Source organism: Mucilaginibacter sp., assembly GCF_039925265.1.
In the GTDB taxonomy this organism is placed as follows: Bacteria; Bacteroidota; Bacteroidia; order Sphingobacteriales; family Sphingobacteriaceae; genus Mucilaginibacter.
The window spans coordinates 81,612-97,731 of the sequence record NZ_JBDSZG010000047.1 but is presented as its reverse complement, the minus strand read 5'-3'; the positions used below and the strand labels follow the sequence as shown (position 1 = coordinate 97,731).

The following is a 16,120-nucleotide window of genomic DNA, read 5'->3' as shown; positions in this document are numbered from 1 at the left end:
TTACCCTAAATTCCTGCAAATGTTGGCCTTGTCAAATATCGGTTTTACCTTTTCCTTACCCCATATTTTTTTACCGGCTTTTTTGGGGTTGTCTTTAAAGTAAAGGTTTCTTTTGTGGAAATACCGGTCGATAGCTGCTGTACATTCACCAAGGCTATCATAGTCACTGTTCCTGATAACCGACCTGGACATACCGCTAAATACGGATTCAATAACGTTTAAGTGTGGCGCGCGGGCCGGCAATGGCGCGAGGATAACCTCAGGATTGCCAGATTCGATCATCCGATGAGAAGTAGAATTGATCTTGTCCAGGTAGTCGAGCAATTGCTGAGAGGCGTGCCAGCTTGCAGCATCCCAAGAAAGATAGAGCCTTTCCTGGCCGTTATACTCAAGAATTAATACTTCGATGAGTCTGATCATTTCATCCGTATTCTTCTTTCGGGAATAAAACCAGGTTAGCTGGTTTGTCGATAATTCAAGCGCGCAGGTACAAATAAACCAGCCTTTGCCCTTGTCCACTTTCTGATAAACAGGCTGCTCTCCTTTTATGGTAAGCTGCCTCCCTCCTTTGGGCCGGACCGAACAGGGCCCGTACTCATCGATGGAAAAGAATTTCTCCTTATCCCCCAGATCGCCCAGGATGGTTTGAATAGCCTCATATTTAACCCGGAAGTCAGGGTCTGTGCTTGTAATAATTTCCCTGGAACGCTTGAATCGGACACCCCGGTTTCTCAGGTAAATGGACACAGTGCTATGCGAGATCGGGTGGCCCGATTCTTTGCCGTATACGTAAGCCAGATCTGTTATCGTCCAGGCTGGTTTATCAATGCCATAAGCTTTGGGTTGTTGCCTTACAAGGTGAATGAGACCGTCCTTCTTATCTTCTATAGCGGCTTTCCGCTCATCGGTGATCGGCCTCTTAGAGCCGGGACAGCTCAGCGCCTGAAGGCCTTTTTGTTCGTATAGCCTTAACCAGGCAAGCATGGAGTGCCTGCTGCATTCGATCTTGCCGGCCAGTTCGCCCATGGAGTGATACGTATAAGCGGTCATTAACAGTACAGCAACCTGCCAAAGCCTGCGGTCATTTCCCTTACGCCATTTTTTTAACTGGGCTAATTCCTGCGGGGTGAACTTCGAGTTGAGTTTTTGATCACAAAGCGCGTTCTTATGTTGGTTGAACCATTTCACAAAATGCGCATAGAACGTGTGAACACGATACTCATTCGGAAATAACAATAGGTATTTCCGGTAAAGCCTGGCGCAGTATAGAACCGGACCGGGTTCTGCCAAAACCAACTCCGGCAATATCCCCACTAAGTTTCTGTGCCAGATCGTTTCCTTTATGACCTTGTCCTTGCCTATAAAAAAGCTAAAATCATTAAGCTTCTCCGGATGATGTTCCTTAATGATGTTAAATTCATTCAGGTAGAAATTGATAGTTGCTGCACGTAGTTCTAAAATCTCCGCCAGATAGTAGATATCTACTTTGCCTTTTAAATAATGGCTTCGAATGTTGTCCTTCTTTTCTTTTGTAATGTGCATAGGCTAGCAGAAATCAATTGATACTATTACAAATAAAAGGCTTAATAACCTAAACCACAATACAATACCTTTTCAGGTGGTGCACCCGAGAACGGAGAGCCCTCCGATCTGCACCACGATAGCGATTATAGAGATGTGCATAATCTGTTCCGGGTAATCCAAAAAACGGGCTATATTATAAGGGTGGATCAGTCTAAAAAGTGTTAGGTCTTATTTAAATGCAACGAAAAAGTGACCTGTAGTGGTGAATATTCAGATATCGGAAAAAGACATTAAGACCGTCCGGGGCTGCCGGTTTTAGTTTTATCATCCATAATCGTAAGTTTAATTAATAATTGATTTATTTTCCAAATAACAACACCTGCAAATAATAGTTTGTGAAAAATAAAAAGCGATCACATCGAAACTGCTGCCGCCTGTTCCCCATTACGCTCCTCATCTTCATCAGTCGTTTCTTCTTCATCCGCTTCAGGCAATTCATCAGCGATCAGGTTGCGGATATCCGCTTTGATCTTCAGATAATTTTCCTGGATATCCTGCGCGGAGACATCACGGATCTGCGGCAAGTCCTCAAATTCCGCCGTTTCCTTCGCCAAAGCGGCATGATCATTTTGCAACTCACAATGAAATATCTTCTGCGGGATACGCTGCTCCGGATTATCCGCCACAAAACCCACGAACTCCCCGGAAGAAAGCGAAGCGATCCGCGAAGCCGGTATCGCATACTCCAGTTGCGTCGACTTGGTGATCGAGATATCACTTGCATTGATACTCTTGCTCTCCCGTTCCTGCATGATCTTGCCAAAGGTTTCCGATAGCTTTTTAGCCGCATCCCCGGTCTGCTGGCCACAGATCAGGTTACCGCCGATACTCGTGATCACCGCCGCCTTTTCCGCACCGTAGTTCTCCTTTAATTGCTCCACCGATTGGATACCCAAAACCACCGACATCAGGTTCGACCGCCCGGTACTGATCGCCGGGATGGTATCCACAGCTAAAGTGGGATACTCATCAAAAAAGAAAACCGACTTCAGCTTATTCTTCTGGTTACAAACCTTCAGCGAACGGGTGGCGAACAGCGAAGCAACCGGGCCAAAAGACTGGATCTTCAGCGGGTTGTTACCCATACAAACGACCTTCGGCGCCTTAGGGTCATTGATATCCAGCGTAAAATCATTACCGCTCAATACATAATACAATTGTGGCGAGGACAAACGCGCCAGCGCGATCTTCGAGCTACCGATCTGTCCTTCCAGTTGCGGTGCCGCCTTGCGGAGCAAAGCCGACATAAATGGATTGATCAGCATCTTGATCTCTTCCTCCTCCTGCAAGACGCTGAACAGGCTCTCATAATCCACCTGCATCAACTCCAGCACATGCGGCAGCGTACAATACTTGCCGTTGCGGTATTTACGCAAATACCAGATGATCGCCGTTAAAAAGTTGATGGCGCTCTCCACAAAGAAATCCCCCTGCTTCTTCGCCCAATCCCGGTTGAGACCTAACATGATCGTCCGTGAAGCCTCGGTCGCATCGGTGATATCCGTCATCCCGGCCGGTTCCAGCGGGTTACAGCGATGGCTGCGGTTCGCATCTTCGAAATTGATCACATAGAACTTTGGTTTGACCGGGTAATTACCCCAGTATTGCAACAATTTATTATAAGCGATCTTCGTTAAGTCGTCAAACTTAAAATCATAGATAAAAACACTGGAACCCTTACGAATGGCCTGATCGATCATCGGCCGGATCACGAAATAAGTCTTACCCGCACCGGCCGAGCCGATCAGCAGCAAACTGCGGTGGGGGTTCACCAGGTTGACCCAGGAATTCCGTTCCGTCGACTTCAATTTATATTTCGCGGGCAAGTTAAAGGAATATTCATTTTCCAGCAGCCGCTCCTCCTGCGGGAAAGTTTCCTGCTCGGTATTGAAGATATCATTGTTCAGTCCGTTCTTGATCAGGCGACTCAGGTAAGTCCCGCCGGTGAGTACCAGCAAATAACCGGTCCCGGTCAGCACCATATAAGCGACAGCGATCAGGTCGATACCCGCCTTCAAATAAAAACAAAGCACGCTGATAAAATAGATCAGCAAGCCGGTCAGCAAATAAGCCGTGATGGTACGCTTCTGCATTTTCTCGTCTTTGCGCCCTTTCACCCCGACCAGCGAGATCGCCAGGAATAATAACGCTGCCAGCTTTGGACGCAGCATATTGATGAACAAACCCGTCTTGGCGATATTGCCCACGATCCTATCCGTAATATCGGCTGTCCATTGCCAATGCCTGAAAGCTTGGTAACAGCAGATATAAAAATGTATCGCCAAAATAAAAATGCTGATCAGCCTCGTAAAATCAATGATCTTGCGCAGGCCCTGTATATCTTCCCCCGTTTGCATAATGTTAATATTATAAGTTCATGGATTGTTCCTGCTCCCCTTTCCGTTTTTTCTTTTTGCGCGAAACGGTGGGTGCCAGATTCGGATCGTTTTTACCCACGAGCGCTTTAAGCAGCGGATTTGGTGCAGGAATTCTTAGGAAGTGGGAAGGAGCCACAACCCTTCCACTTGAATTACCTGTCAGACCTTGTTCAGTTACAATTTTCTGGTCAACCACCGCCAGCCGTTCCAGGATCGCCTTCGCACTACAAGCTTTACCCAGATCAGAACCATTGAACACGCTCCGGTTGCGGTGATCGATATAGGTCAGGCCATAGATCACGCCGTCCTTATTTTCACGGAATAAAAGCTGGATATCCAGCTTCCCTAATTCTTTGATCAGCGTTGCCCTGGTGACCTGCTCATAACGCTTAAACACCCGGTCGATCTGAAACTTTAGCTTATTTTTCAATTGGGGACGCCGCTGATTATTCTTTTCAAAGCGACTTTCCAGTTTCTTCAAGGTCGGTGAATTATAAATTTTGCTGGATTTGATCGGTACGCCGACATGCCTGCCCTGCTCATCGATCATCCGGTACAATAGACCACCGTGCTTGTAAGTATTTGATCGCTCATTGCCCCGGTCGGCCGTAACGCCAAATTGGTTCAGTACCGCGTTCAATTCCGGCAGGCTCGTCACATTATACTTTTGCAAAGCCAATGTAACGATCTGCGTAATGGCCTTTTTCGTTTCCGCTTTGCCATACGCCACCCGCGTTACCGCTCCCGGTCTGAGCTGTTCCAATTCCTGCCGAACCTGCTGGTCGGCACCCCTGCCACGCGCCCGGATCAGGCCGTATTTCAACTCGATAGCCTCCCTGGCAGGTTCGGACTTTTCCCTGCCCAGGTTATGCAGGCTGATACGTTCTCCGCCTAGCTGGATGTTGGTCGTAACGATGTGGACGTGCGGATGTGCCGCGTCCGTATGCTGGTAAACCAGGTAGGGTTGTTCGCCGAACCCGATCTGCGCTATGTAGTCTTGGACGATCTGTTGCAGCTTGGCCGGCTGGACCTGTTCGTTCGTCTCAAAGTTCAGCGAGATGTGGACGCAATTAGTAACTACCCGTTCATTGAGCCGGGCGTATTGCTGCAAGACCAATAGCTTTTGATCATAGTCCAACAGCTCTTTGTCCAGCGGGTAGTTCTCCACCATTAACAGGCTTGCCCTTTCCTGCGCCACCTTTTTCTCATTATAGTTTAATGCCCCTTTGATACTTTTTCCGCTGTTGATCCTTGCAACCATACTGCCGCTAATTGATTCGTGTGATCCCTGATCTCCGTTAATTTTCTATCCAATTCCCCCCGCAGCAGTTTCAGCGCGGCGCTCATCGCATTTAAACCCGGCGTTGCTGTAAAACTGTTAAGCTTCCTGGTCAACTGGTTCAAATTGCTGCTGATAGCCGTCAGTTCCTTGCGCAACTTTACCAGCTCCTGCAAACCCTCGTCCAGCGACGCGTTCCGGGTCAGGTAGGTCAGCGGCTCTTCCAGTAAACGTTTACGGGCGAAGGCGCTTAACTCCCGGCTGGTCGTCCGTTGGTGACTACCACTGATCTGCCGGTACTCGTCCGGGGTTAGTCGGATATGCAGCCATTCCGTACGTTTGCTCTTTTCGGGTGTCAAATCTGTCTGCATAAAAAGCTACAAGGGTGTTTAACAAAAGCCGACTTCGGAGGCTTTTGTCCATCCCTCAGCGACTTCGGAGCGCAGGGTGAAATCCGTTTGTATCACAAACGTACATTTCACTCCGCCAAAAAAACAGGCGGCACACTCTTGCCTGACCGTTCGAAACGTTGAATTACCTGCCTGCTTTGAATCGCTTCAAAACCGATCCTGCCTGTGGTTTATGTTAAACTATTTCAGCTACTTTCAGGATCACGCCGCGTTCGCCGCGTGGTTCCACTATGACCTGCAACTTAATCGCAAAAGTCACCCTACGCATATCCAGCTCACCTGCCAGATACTCCTCGGCATCGTTCCGGTAAACAGGCAGGATCACCTTCAGTTTACTTTCGGTAATGGTACAATAGCAATTGATGCCGGCCAGCTTTTTTGACCAGATCATAAAATCGAGCGTAACCTCATATGTACCGAATGGGATCGCGTCGCGCAGGTAAGTATATTCCCTTGGTTCATGGGCTGCCGCGATGGCGTCATAGAAACTTAAAACAGTAGTCTGCATATCATTTGAATTAGTACGGCAAAACACCGGATAATGCCAAATAGGTTTGGGCAACTTGCCCAAATTAAGGTTCGCTCAAAATTGAGCAAGTTGCCTATATCCATTGGCTTTTATGAGCATCATTGTAACATGAGTGAACTGGAAAAGACGACGCGCGCAAAAAAAGCCATATCATTTGATACCCTGCCGGAAGCGATCAGCGAACTGATCGACCGGGTGGCGCGGATAGAAGAATTACTGGCGCTGGAAAGGGTACCCGCTGAACCGGTCAACGAAACACTGAATATTGCAGAGGCTACCCTAATCCTGCGCTTAACCAAATCAACCATTTACAGTAAAGTATGCCGGGGTGAACTACCGGCATTTAAAGCCGGGCGGCGGTTGTATTTTGATAAGCAGGAACTCCAGGACTGGGTCAGAAGTTCCCGTAAAAAAACAAATGACGACATCCGGGTGGAGGCACAGCGCTATCTGCCATCAAACCGTTCAATGCCCGCCTCCACGAGACGGGCATACCGTCGTTAGACTATAATTTAAGGGTGATCTTTTTTGTCGCTGCTTTCTTGGTCTTGTCCACTACTTTGGTATAACGCTGGGTAGTTTTCACATGCTTATGCCCCAGCATTTTTGAGACGGTATAAATATCCGTACCAGCCTCCAGTTGTAAGGTGGCATAGGTATGCCGAAAACTGTGAAAGGTAATATTCTTTTCAATACCAGCTTTGGCTAACCATTTACTCAAATACCACCGTACCTGAGAGTAGGTCAACCCGGCAAATACTTTCTGTCGTGGCTCTCCCCTCTCTCCTAACAGTTCATAAGCCTGGTCAGCGATCGGCAAGACCTCTGCACCATTAGTCTTCTCCTGGCGGAATTGCAGGTAATAATTCTCCTCCGTTCCCCACGCCTGGTTCCATAACAATGTGGTCACATCAGAAAAACGCAGCCCGGTCAACCCTGAAAATAATGCTGCCCGTTTAAACAGATCAGAGGGGGCTTCTGTCTCCGCCAGTTTCTGGAATTCCTCGATGGTCAGAAACTCCCGGTTGGTTTCTTGTTCCTTAATGGGCGGGACAAATTCATAGAGGTTATCTTTGATCATTTTGCGTTGGTAAGCCTTTTTTAGCACACTCCTGAATTTGGCAAAATAAGCCATTGCAGTGTTATGAATGATCTTCTTACCCCGCTGGTTAATGGATGGGCCGCTTAACAGATAATCCTTATAATCCTCACAAAACCATTCAGTAAGATCGGAATAACGCAGGTTGTGAGAAGCAAAACTGATCAGATAACGCAGTGACATATACCAGTTATCCGAATTTGAGCCGCTTTTCTTTACCGCGAAAGAGCGATAAAAATCAATGAAGCTGCCGTTCTTCTGTTCGTCGGACAAAAAACCAAACTCCTGATTCTGAACATCGATCTGGCGGGATGCCCGGATATGTTCCAATAGCTTTTTCGTTTCCCGGTTATGTAACCGATCTGCATCCGTCTTGGGGTTATCGAAGGTAAATATTTTGAGGTATTCCTTGCGCTGCGGTTTTCCGTTATCCGGATTGATTAGCGGCGGATAATGATCCAGAAAATAGGATGACCTTCCCTTAGTACCTTGTTTGCTTCTTAATGTTACTTTTGACATAATGTTGCGATTTTAAGATTTATTTGGAAATGGATTTAACAACTGGTCTATAATAGATTTAGGCGCATATACGAATTTACCCTGCTGGATTTTAGGTATGTTGTTGCGGTTGATGATGTCATACAGGGCCTTTTCGGAGATATTGAATTTCAACTGGATCTCGCCCATGTGGTAGCAATCTTTGATATTGATAGGTTTTTCAGGGCGTTTGGGAGGCGGTGTCAAAGCGTCTTCAAAAAATCGATCGATATCTGAGCGTCTGAGTAAGGTCTTACGTTCTGAAAACCGGATACCGTTCAGCGTACCTCTGCCAACAAGATTATATATTGTTCTGACTGAACATCTCAATAGTTTGGCCGCATCACGAACAGTCAAAATTTCTTTCGACAGTATTTCTATCATCGGCTTTTCACGGACAGTTTTTGTTTCAGCGTTACTGGCCTTAACCTTCTCATCCTTTTTGCGGGCTTTATAATTACGCTTGCCGCATATTTCACTGCAATATTTAGTTACCGTTGTTTTTGCTTCAAACTCCAATCCGCAGTGCTGGCAGATACGGTTTATTCTAATATTTGAACTCATTGTTAAAATGGATTAAGTATCATTAAGTGTTGTTAAATGACATTAAGTGTAATTAAGCGCAATGATTTCACCCCTGATTTTTGCTCGGGGGACAAATGGGGTTTCGGGGGACATTTGAGGGGCAGGGACAATCAAATTTGAAGCAATTTGAAAATGTCGAGCACAAAGTAAAAACCGCATAACTAACTGTAGTTAAGCGGTTTATTTTGATTAAGAAATGGTTGAGTTTGTTTGATTTTGACGGCTTATTTGCCAATACAGAACCTACTAAAGATATTCTCCAGCAAGTCATCCGTTGTAACCGCGCCGGTTATTTCCCCGAGGTAATGCAGGGCTTGCTTAATATCCATTGAGAGAAAGTCGGAGGTTACGGTATCTATGCCGTCCAGCACCCTGATGAGCGCTTCTTCGGTTTTCTGGAGGGCTTCGAGGTGGCGGATGTTGGTCACCAGCGTTTCGTGCCCGGTAAGCTGCTCCTTTATGGCAGCAGCGTAGATCTTTTGCTTCACCTCGTCGATGTGTTGTTTTTCTTTGGCAGAAATTATGAGAGCATTTTGCGGTAAAGCGGCGAGTTGGGCATCGTTTAGCAGGTCGGCTTTGTTGGCCACTATCAACATAGCAATGCCGGGCTTTTGCAGGCTTTCCAAGTCACTGTTTAGCTCTTCGGCTGTAATTTGCTCGGCGTCGAAAACATACAATAACAGCGCGCTCTGGCTTATTTTTTCCATGGTACGCTGTACCCCTATTTGTTCAATGGCATCGGTCGCTTCGCGGATGCCGGCGGTATCGATCAGCCGGAAGTTGATGCCTTTGATATTGAGTACCTCTTCTATCGTATCGCGGGTCGTTCCCGGTATATGGCTTACAATAGCGCGTTCTTCGTTCAATAAAGCGTTCAGTAAGGTAGATTTACCGGCATTTGGTCTACCGGCAATAACGGTGTTTACCCCGTTTTTTATGGCATTACCAAGCTCAAACGACTGTATTAAACTCCCAATAACTTTGGCGATCTCGTGAATCAGCTTTTTCAGCTGATCGCGGTTGGCAAATTCTACATCCTCCTCGGCAAAATCAAGCTCCAATTCAATCAGCGAGGCAAACTGCACCAGTTGATCGCGCAGGGATTGCAGTTGACTGCTAAAGCCCCCGCGCAGTTGCTGCAGGGCTATTTGTTGCGAAGCTTTGGAGTTAGACGCGATCAGGTCGGCAACGGCTTCTGCCTGCGAAAGATCAAGTTGCCCGTTCAGGAAGGCCCGCAGGGTAAATTCACCCGCTTTGGCCGAGCGTGCACCGTTTTTAATAAAGAGTTTAATGATAGACTCGATAATATAATTGGATCCGTGGCATGAGATCTCTACTACGTTCTCGCGGGTGTATGACCGTGGTGCAACAAACAACGATGCAACCACTTCGTCCAGCTCCATATCGCCATCCATAATACGGCCGAAATGCAGCGTATGCGATGCCTGTTTGGTCAGGTCTTTACCTTTCCAAACCTTTTGGGCGATGGTAATAGCATCCGCTCCCGAAAGGCGAATAACCCCGATCGCCCCAATTCCGTTGGGGGTGGCAAGCGCAACGATGGTGTCGGATTGATTCATAGCAGATAGTCTGAATCAGGATTTACAAAATTTTAGAATTTACAGGATTCGGCAATTCTAAAATTCTGATTCAGGCAACAAAAGTCGCTATTTAGCATGACCGGGGCAAACGCATCTGGTTTATTTTGAAATTGGTCCCTTATTATTGGATTGGACGTGCAGGTGTTCCACTTCTATTTGTGGAACACATATTTTTAAAACAATATTGACAATCAGTATTTTATAGTTTTTGGTGGAACACTTTGGAACACCCCTGTTCTTTAGGTGACACGCGTAAATCATTCATTAACAAATATTTAAATAAAAATGGTAAATAATTTGGAACACCAATGTTGGAACAGTTCGATGGTTGATAGCTGATAGTTCATGGCTCATAGCAAAAAAAGCAGCTACTACCTTTAAACCGGTCGCAAAACCTCCTGAACTATGAACCACCAACTACGAACTAATCCATCAACCATGAACTAAAAATTTTACCTTCGCCATAATTATGGTAACTTTTTTTGAAGCTTCGCTTGATACTATTTCAGTTCACCACGTGGGCAACCAGTCGCAAAACGAAATGTATGCACTATCTGATACCCCTCTGGAATTACAGGACGACATTATCCCCAACCTGCTGCTGCAATATTTTTTAAAGCCTTTCGAAAAAGTGAACGAGGTTTACCACCTGATGCACAGCAGCGGCAACCTGGAACTGAACGAGATACATCATTTTACCACAGAGGTATTCGAGAATAAAGAAAACTTTCAGAGAGCGGCGCAGGACATTGCCCGCCATCTTTATAACGTGAGCACCCATCCCAATATAAAAGGCGGCGAACTGTACGTGGTGTATTTCAACAAAGTGCAGATAGAAGGCAACCCGCTGGATTGCATCGGCATCTTTAAATCGGAAAATAAGGAAACCTACCTCAAAGTTTACCCGGACAAAGGCGGTTTCGCAGTGGATTACGAGCAGGACGCCATCAACATCAACAAGCTGGATAAGGGCGTGCTCATCTTCAATATCGAAAAAGAGAACGGCTACAAAGTGGTGGTTATTGATAAAGCAACCGGCGGGCAGGACGCTGCAGTGTACTGGAAGGATGAATTCCTGCAAATGAAAGTGCGTAACGACAGCTACAACCAAACCAGCAATACGCTGGGTATCTACAAAAACTTCGTCACCCAAAAACTGGACGACGAATTTGAGATGAGCAAGGCCGATAAGATTGATTTGCTGAACCGTTCGATGAAGTACTTTAAGGAAAAAGAAACCTTCGACCTGGACGAGTTTAGTGAAGAAGTGATCAGCAATCCGGAAGCTATCGCCTCGTTTAAAACTTTTAAAAGCCAGTACGAGGAAGAGTTTGATACTAAAATCGGCGATTCCTTCGAAATATCCGGCAACGCCGTAAAAAAGCAGGCCCGGGTTTATAAAAGTGTACTAAAGCTGGATAAGAACTTCCACATCTACATCCACGGCGATAACAAGCTGATAGAAAAGGGTTTCGACGACGATAAATCGATGAATTACTACAAGGTTTATTTCAAGGAAGAAGCGTAGTTACCTGTGCCGTGGGTATTCGGAAGAATCAAAAAAGCAACGTCTTGCCGAATTTATTTCGGTACCCCAAACGCAAAGTAGAAGCCTGCCCTGTGGGGTCCCGAAACAAGTTAACCAAAACAAATTGTGTGGTGGGGCATGGTGAGCCTGTAAAACCATAGAGAATTCACCTCCTCACTCCCAAAACGAATACTTTATTTAGGCCCTTTCTAAATCTCCATTCCTGGCATTTGCGTAACTATCTGTAACAATTTACCAATTGTTAAACATTTGTGATAGCTGCTATATATAATCCACGTATCTACTTGCGCATAGCCACCGGCATGTTGTTGATCTTATTAATAGGATTCAAAATTAGCGCACCGGTGTTTCTGAGCCTCAAAATAGCCGATAAAGAAAACACATCGGTTAACGAAAGCGATAGCGAGAAGAAAACCGAAAGTAATTCGCCTACCGAAAAGGAAAAAGAGTTTACGGGTGCCACAAATTACGATGCGTTGCATTTGCTATGGTACACACAGGTGAGCCACGCAACCGGCTATCAAAACAATTACAAAAACACCCATTTCCTAAAAGTCACCTCGCCCCCGCCCGATCTTTATATACAACCCATCTGCTGAAAAATTGCCCATAGGGCATAAGAACAACATTTATTGTACATAAAAATCTATTATGAAAACATTTAATCTTTCTGTTAAGCTGGGCATCGTATGCGCAGCTGCTTTTATACTATTAGCATCATCCTGTAAAAACGATACAGGCCCATTCCCAACTCCTGTGGTTACCGAGGAAACCGACGGCCCGGACGTGAATTTCTTTGCGCTTACCAATGATAACCGCCTGCTTACGCTCAACGCCAAAAATGTGGCTACCATTGTTGCAACCGCGCCTATAACAGGCCTTCAAAGCGGGGAAACCTTATTGGCGATGGATTTCAGGCCCGCTACAGGTCAACTTTATGCTGTTGGGAGTACCAGTCGGCTATATATAATTAATACCACTACTGGCGTGGCAAGGGCCGTGAGCGCAACAGCGTTTACCCCTGCCATCACCACAAGTATTTACGGTGCAGGTTTCGATTTTAACCCAACGGTTGACAGGATCCGCTATGTGGGTTACAATGGCCAAAACCTGCGCCTTAATCCCGAAACCGGTACGGTTGCCGCAACAGATGGGACCATAAGCGGCTCTACACTGGCCCCGGGCGTAAGCGCTGTGGCGTATACGCAAAACCGGGCAGGTGCGGCAAGCACCGTATTATTTGACATTGACCTGAATAACGATAAATTATATAAACAAGACCCACCTAATGATGGCAAATTAGTAGAAGTTGGCGCGCTTACTGTAAATGCAGAAGCTACCGGCGGTTTCGATATCAGTCCGGATGGCAGCAAAGCATTGGCCATACTAACCGTAGCCAGCAAACAGGGCCTATACACTATCGACCTGACTACCGGCAAAGCTGTGCGGGTTAAAAATAATTTACCTGCAAATATCATCGGCCTGGCAATACCAACCGAGCCGGTTGCCTACGCTGTAACCGCGAATACCGAGCTTGCTATATTTAACCCTGCTACCCCAACGCCGGTACTTAAAGCCATTATCGGCCTGCAAGCCGGCGAAACCATTTTAGGTGTAGATATGCGCCCTGTAAATGGCCAGTTATACGCTTTGGGAAGCACCAGCAGGTTGTACACGCTTAATGCATCATCCGGCGTAGCTACACAGGTGGGTACGGGCACGTTAACAACACCATTGTTGGGTACCGCTTTTGGTTTTGATTTTAACCCTACTGTAGACAGGATACGAGTGGTAAGCAACCTTGGCCAAAACCTACGACTGAACCCGAATGATGGCGCTGTGGCAGCAGTAGACCTGGCAATTAACCCCATAACTTCATCTGTAAGCGCTGCAGCTTATACCAACAACTTTGCGGGCGCAACGGCTACGGTTTTGTTTGATATAGATGCATCAGCGGGCCGCCTTGTAAAACAGGATCCGCCTAACAACGGCACCCTGGTTGATGTTGGCGCTTTGGGTGTTACCGCGAGTACCGCTAACGGTTTTGATATTGGCAGTACCAGCGGCACGGCTTACGCGGTGCTTACCGTAGGCGGTGTTACCAAAATTTATACCATTAACTTAACCAGTGGCGCAGCTACAGCAGGTGCAACGCTTACCGGCAACTTTAGCGGTTTTACGCTTGGTTTAGGCTTTTAAAATAACCCGTTAAAATTTATACAATTAGCCACCGCGTTTTTCTACGCGGGGGCTAATTTTTTTTGTACCGATCATTTATTTTCGTCGTTATACGCGAGTTGCATAAAGCCGAGAACCTCTTCATTCAGGTCTTCAGCAGCAACCATCCTGAAATGGTGGTTGTATTGATCCTGCCCCGGCACCTGCGCAATTTTTTGAAAACAAAGATTATCCGGGTACTCCTGCTTAAACGGAAACACTACATGGATAAAACTCTTGCCCAATTGCGTTACCCAGGCAATACGGTGATGCCCGTTAGATACCCCTATCATTGTTTTGGTTGCTTCTACTTTTACATCGCCAATGTTTTTGAACTGCGCTATGAAATAGTGGAACAACATTAAAGTATGCTCAGATTTTCCGGTAAGTAAGGCGGATAGTGCAAGTTCGTCGGCAGGTAGCATATTGTGATTTTAGTTTAAAGATAACTAAAATTTCAAACGGGTACGCCTGGAGATCTTTTACTTTAAGCCAAACCTACATCAGTTCAAAATCATTTTTTGCTTTAATAAAAGCAACATTGTTGCATTTGAAAATTACTTACTTACATTTACTTTATGAAAGCAGATTTTGATGTAATTATAGTTGGTGGAAGCTATGCCGGGTTATCCGCAGCCATGGCACTTGGCCGGGCCATAAGAAATGTACTGGTGTTAGATAGCGGTAAACCGTGTAACAGGCAAACGCCGCATGCGCATAATCTCCTTACCCATGATGGCCATAAGCCCGCGGATATTGCCCAACAGGCATTGCAGCAAGTGCTTAACTACCCTACCATTCGCATCAAAAAAGGAATAGCAACCAAAGCTTCACGGGATGAAAACTTGTTTAAAATTGAAACCGACAAAGGCCAAACCTTCACTACAAGAAAATTACTTTTTGCCACGGGAATTGTAGATACCATGCCCGAAATACCGGGCTTTGCCGATTGCTGGGGCATCTCGGTACTGCATTGCCCTTATTGCCATGGTTACGAGGTACGTAACGAGCCCACCGCTATTTTTGCCAACGGTGAAGCCGCCTACGAATTCAGCAAAATAATTAACAACTGGACAAAAGAGCTTACCCTGCTCACCAACGGACCATCGCAACTTACCATGCAACAAACTGCCGACTTGCACCGTCATCGCATCATTATTAACGAAAAACCTTTACAGCAAGTGGTGCACGATGGCGGCTACATTCGCGAAGTGCACTTTACCGATGGCACCAGTCTGAGTATAAATGCGATGTACGCTAAACTTGCTTTTGAGCAGCAATGCGGCCTCCCCAAAGCTTTAGGTTGCGAATTTACCGAAGCAGGTTTTATTAAGATAGATGATATGCAGCAAACATCGGTAAACGGTGTGTTTGCCGCCGGCGATAATACGACGATGTTCAGGTCGCTGTCCATTGCCATTGCAGCAGGTAACCGGGCTGGTGCACTCATTAATCACCAGTTGATACAGGAAGACTTTTAAAACTCCGGCAAGATGCCCTCAATCCCCCAGCGTTCTTCTATCCCTAAACCAAACAGCGCGAAATCGTACTTTACAGGGTCCAGTGGGTCAAATTCGCGCAGGTTTTGGGTGAGTTCGAGGGCGGTTTGCCAGTCGGTTTGTTTGCGGGTGATGAGTTTGAGTTTGCGGGCAACACGGTCTACATGGAGGTCGCAGGGGCAAATGAGATCGGCCGGTTGTAATTTGTTCCAGATGCCAAAATCTACGCCTTGCTCGTCCTTTCGCACCATCCAGCGCAGGAACATACAAAGCCTTTTGCAGGTAGATTTTTGTGAGGGAGAGGACACGTGTTTTTTGGTACGGTTTGGGAAATCGGGCAGGGAAATGAAATAGGAACGGAAATGATCGAGAGCTACAGCCGCGAGCCCCCCAGCCCCCTGAAGGGGGAGTTCTTGAATTGCTGCTTTATTAAAATTCGGCTCCCCCTTCAGGGGGCTGGGGGGCTTCGGCATGAAAGCATCTTCTAAACTATCAAACCGCTCGTAATGCTGCCTGAAGAACGAGATAAAATATAACGTATCTATATCGTTAAAGGTGCGGTGTTTAAAGTGCAGTAGCTTTTTGAGGTCGGGGTCCTGGTGGTTGATAATAAAATCGTAAGGTGCGCCATCCATCAGGGTGATAAGCTCTTTGCACTTATTGATAATGGTAACCCGCTGCCCCCAGGCCAGTGTAGCCGCCCAAAAACCCATGATCTCGATATCCTGCTTTTGGGTAAACAGGTGAGGGATGCTCACCGGGTCGTTGGCGATAAACTCGGGGCGGTTGTATTGGGATACTTTTTGGTCGAGGAATGCTTTGAGGTTATCGTTCATAGATGAGTATCAAGTAG

Annotated in this window: 15 protein-coding genes; 5 read left to right on the top strand and 10 right to left on the bottom strand. The window is 46.4% G+C overall.

Features of this window, described 5'->3' with window-relative positions; genetic code table 11:
* From ABIX36_RS21895 to ABIX36_RS21875, 5 genes are all read right to left on the bottom strand, one after another.
* Complete coding sequence (locus tag ABIX36_RS21895; protein ID WP_348084300.1) at positions 1-1,542, bottom strand: IS630 family transposase; 1,542 nt, start codon at positions 1,540-1,542, stop codon at positions 1-3.
* Positions 1,543-1,937: 395 nt separating this feature from the next.
* A complete protein-coding gene (gene mobC, locus ABIX36_RS21890) occupies positions 1,938-3,941 on the bottom strand; it encodes a conjugal transfer protein MobC (RefSeq protein WP_348084299.1) in 2,004 nt (667 codons plus the stop codon).
* A gap of 10 nt (positions 3,942-3,951) precedes the next feature.
* Entirely contained in the window at positions 3,952-5,223 is a 1,272-nt protein-coding gene (locus ABIX36_RS21885) for a relaxase/mobilization nuclease domain-containing protein (protein ID WP_348084298.1), read from the bottom strand.
* Positions 5,178-5,612: a hypothetical protein gene (locus ABIX36_RS21880; RefSeq protein WP_348084297.1), complete on the bottom strand. Its 435-nt coding sequence runs from the start codon at positions 5,610-5,612 to the stop codon at positions 5,178-5,180. Before ABIX36_RS21880 ends, ABIX36_RS21885 begins: the two co-directional genes overlap by 46 nt.
* A gap of 214 nt (positions 5,613-5,826) precedes the next feature.
* Positions 5,827-6,159, bottom strand: coding sequence for a hypothetical protein (locus ABIX36_RS21875; RefSeq protein ID WP_348084296.1), 333 nt, complete (start codon positions 6,157-6,159; stop codon positions 5,827-5,829).
* A 33-nt stretch (positions 6,160-6,192) separates the two neighbouring features.
* Here ABIX36_RS21875 and ABIX36_RS21870 point away from each other — a divergent pair, with 33 nt between their 5' ends.
* Complete coding sequence (locus ABIX36_RS21870; RefSeq protein ID WP_348084295.1) at positions 6,193-6,684, top strand: helix-turn-helix domain-containing protein; 492 nt, start codon at positions 6,193-6,195, stop codon at positions 6,682-6,684.
* 1 nt (position 6,685) lies between these two features.
* On the opposite strand, the gene ABIX36_RS21865 is transcribed toward ABIX36_RS21870, so the two are convergent.
* From ABIX36_RS21865 to mnmE, 3 genes are all read right to left on the bottom strand, one after another.
* Complete coding sequence (locus ABIX36_RS21865; protein WP_348084294.1) at positions 6,686-7,798, bottom strand: site-specific integrase; 1,113 nt, start codon at positions 7,796-7,798, stop codon at positions 6,686-6,688.
* Between the two features lie 12 nt (positions 7,799-7,810).
* Positions 7,811-8,380 (bottom strand): helix-turn-helix domain-containing protein, encoded by a 570-nt coding sequence (locus ABIX36_RS21860; RefSeq protein ID WP_348084293.1) that lies wholly within the window; start codon positions 8,378-8,380, stop codon positions 7,811-7,813.
* A 245-nt stretch (positions 8,381-8,625) separates the two neighbouring features.
* A complete protein-coding gene (gene mnmE, locus ABIX36_RS21855) occupies positions 8,626-9,981 on the bottom strand; it encodes a tRNA uridine-5-carboxymethylaminomethyl(34) synthesis GTPase MnmE (protein ID WP_348084292.1) in 1,356 nt (451 codons plus the stop codon).
* A gap of 490 nt (positions 9,982-10,471) precedes the next feature.
* On the opposite strand from mnmE, the gene ABIX36_RS21850 reads away from it, so the two are divergent.
* The 3 genes from ABIX36_RS21850 to ABIX36_RS21840 all read left to right on the top strand — a co-directional run bounded on the left by ABIX36_RS21850 (position 10,472) and on the right by ABIX36_RS21840 (position 13,750).
* A complete protein-coding gene (locus tag ABIX36_RS21850) occupies positions 10,472-11,530 on the top strand; it encodes a nucleoid-associated protein (RefSeq protein ID WP_348084291.1) in 1,059 nt (352 codons plus the stop codon).
* 272 nt (positions 11,531-11,802) lie between these two features.
* The gene (locus tag ABIX36_RS21845; RefSeq protein WP_348084290.1) at positions 11,803-12,150 is read left to right on the top strand and encodes a hypothetical protein; all 348 of its coding nucleotides are present in this window, start codon (positions 11,803-11,805) and stop codon (positions 12,148-12,150) included.
* A gap of 52 nt (positions 12,151-12,202) precedes the next feature.
* On the top strand, positions 12,203-13,750 hold the full coding sequence (locus ABIX36_RS21840; protein ID WP_348084289.1) for a DUF4394 domain-containing protein: 1,548 nt from the start codon (positions 12,203-12,205) through the stop codon (positions 13,748-13,750).
* Positions 13,751-13,821: 71 nt separating this feature from the next.
* On the opposite strand, the gene ABIX36_RS21835 is transcribed toward ABIX36_RS21840, so the two are convergent.
* Positions 13,822-14,193 (bottom strand): DUF5655 domain-containing protein, encoded by a 372-nt coding sequence (locus ABIX36_RS21835; RefSeq protein WP_348084288.1) that lies wholly within the window; start codon positions 14,191-14,193, stop codon positions 13,822-13,824.
* A 153-nt stretch (positions 14,194-14,346) separates the two neighbouring features.
* Between ABIX36_RS21835 and ABIX36_RS21830 the strand changes: the two genes are divergently transcribed.
* Entirely contained in the window at positions 14,347-15,249 is a 903-nt protein-coding gene (locus tag ABIX36_RS21830; protein WP_348084287.1) for an NAD(P)/FAD-dependent oxidoreductase, read from the top strand.
* Here the strand turns inward: ABIX36_RS21830 and ABIX36_RS21825 are convergent.
* Positions 15,246-16,103, bottom strand: a complete 858-nt coding sequence (locus ABIX36_RS21825; protein ID WP_348084286.1) for a TIGR02757 family protein — start codon at positions 16,101-16,103, stop codon at positions 15,246-15,248. The genes ABIX36_RS21830 and ABIX36_RS21825 overlap by 4 nt on opposite strands.
* Between the last annotated feature and the right edge of the window lie 17 nt (positions 16,104-16,120).

Bases quoted from the DNA above. Each gene is read 5' to 3' on its own strand.
- mobC (WP_348084299.1), bottom strand. From the start codon at position 3,941: ATGCAAACGGGGGAAGATATACAGGGCCTGCGCAAGATCATTGATTTT.
- ABIX36_RS21830 (WP_348084287.1), top strand. From the start codon at position 14,347: ATGAAAGCAGATTTTGATGTAATTATAGTTGGTGGAAGCTATGCCGGG.
- mnmE (WP_348084292.1), bottom strand. From the start codon at position 9,981: ATGAATCAATCCGACACCATCGTTGCGCTTGCCACCCCCAACGGAATT.
- ABIX36_RS21860 (WP_348084293.1), bottom strand. From the start codon at position 8,380: ATGAGTTCAAATATTAGAATAAACCGTATCTGCCAGCACTGCGGATTG.
- ABIX36_RS21895 (WP_348084300.1), bottom strand. From the start codon at position 1,542: ATGCACATTACAAAAGAAAAGAAGGACAACATTCGAAGCCATTATTTA.
- ABIX36_RS21875 (WP_348084296.1), bottom strand. From the start codon at position 6,159: ATGCAGACTACTGTTTTAAGTTTCTATGACGCCATCGCGGCAGCCCAT.
- ABIX36_RS21880 (WP_348084297.1), bottom strand. From the start codon at position 5,612: ATGCAGACAGATTTGACACCCGAAAAGAGCAAACGTACGGAATGGCTG.
- ABIX36_RS21850 (WP_348084291.1), top strand. From the start codon at position 10,472: ATGGTAACTTTTTTTGAAGCTTCGCTTGATACTATTTCAGTTCACCAC.
- ABIX36_RS21865 (WP_348084294.1), bottom strand. From the start codon at position 7,798: ATGTCAAAAGTAACATTAAGAAGCAAACAAGGTACTAAGGGAAGGTCA.
- ABIX36_RS21835 (WP_348084288.1), bottom strand. From the start codon at position 14,193: ATGCTACCTGCCGACGAACTTGCACTATCCGCCTTACTTACCGGAAAA.
- ABIX36_RS21870 (WP_348084295.1), top strand. From the start codon at position 6,193: ATGCCAAATAGGTTTGGGCAACTTGCCCAAATTAAGGTTCGCTCAAAA.
- ABIX36_RS21840 (WP_348084289.1), top strand. From the start codon at position 12,203: ATGAAAACATTTAATCTTTCTGTTAAGCTGGGCATCGTATGCGCAGCT.
- ABIX36_RS21825 (WP_348084286.1), bottom strand. From the start codon at position 16,103: ATGAACGATAACCTCAAAGCATTCCTCGACCAAAAAGTATCCCAATAC.
- ABIX36_RS21885 (WP_348084298.1), bottom strand. From the start codon at position 5,223: ATGGTTGCAAGGATCAACAGCGGAAAAAGTATCAAAGGGGCATTAAAC.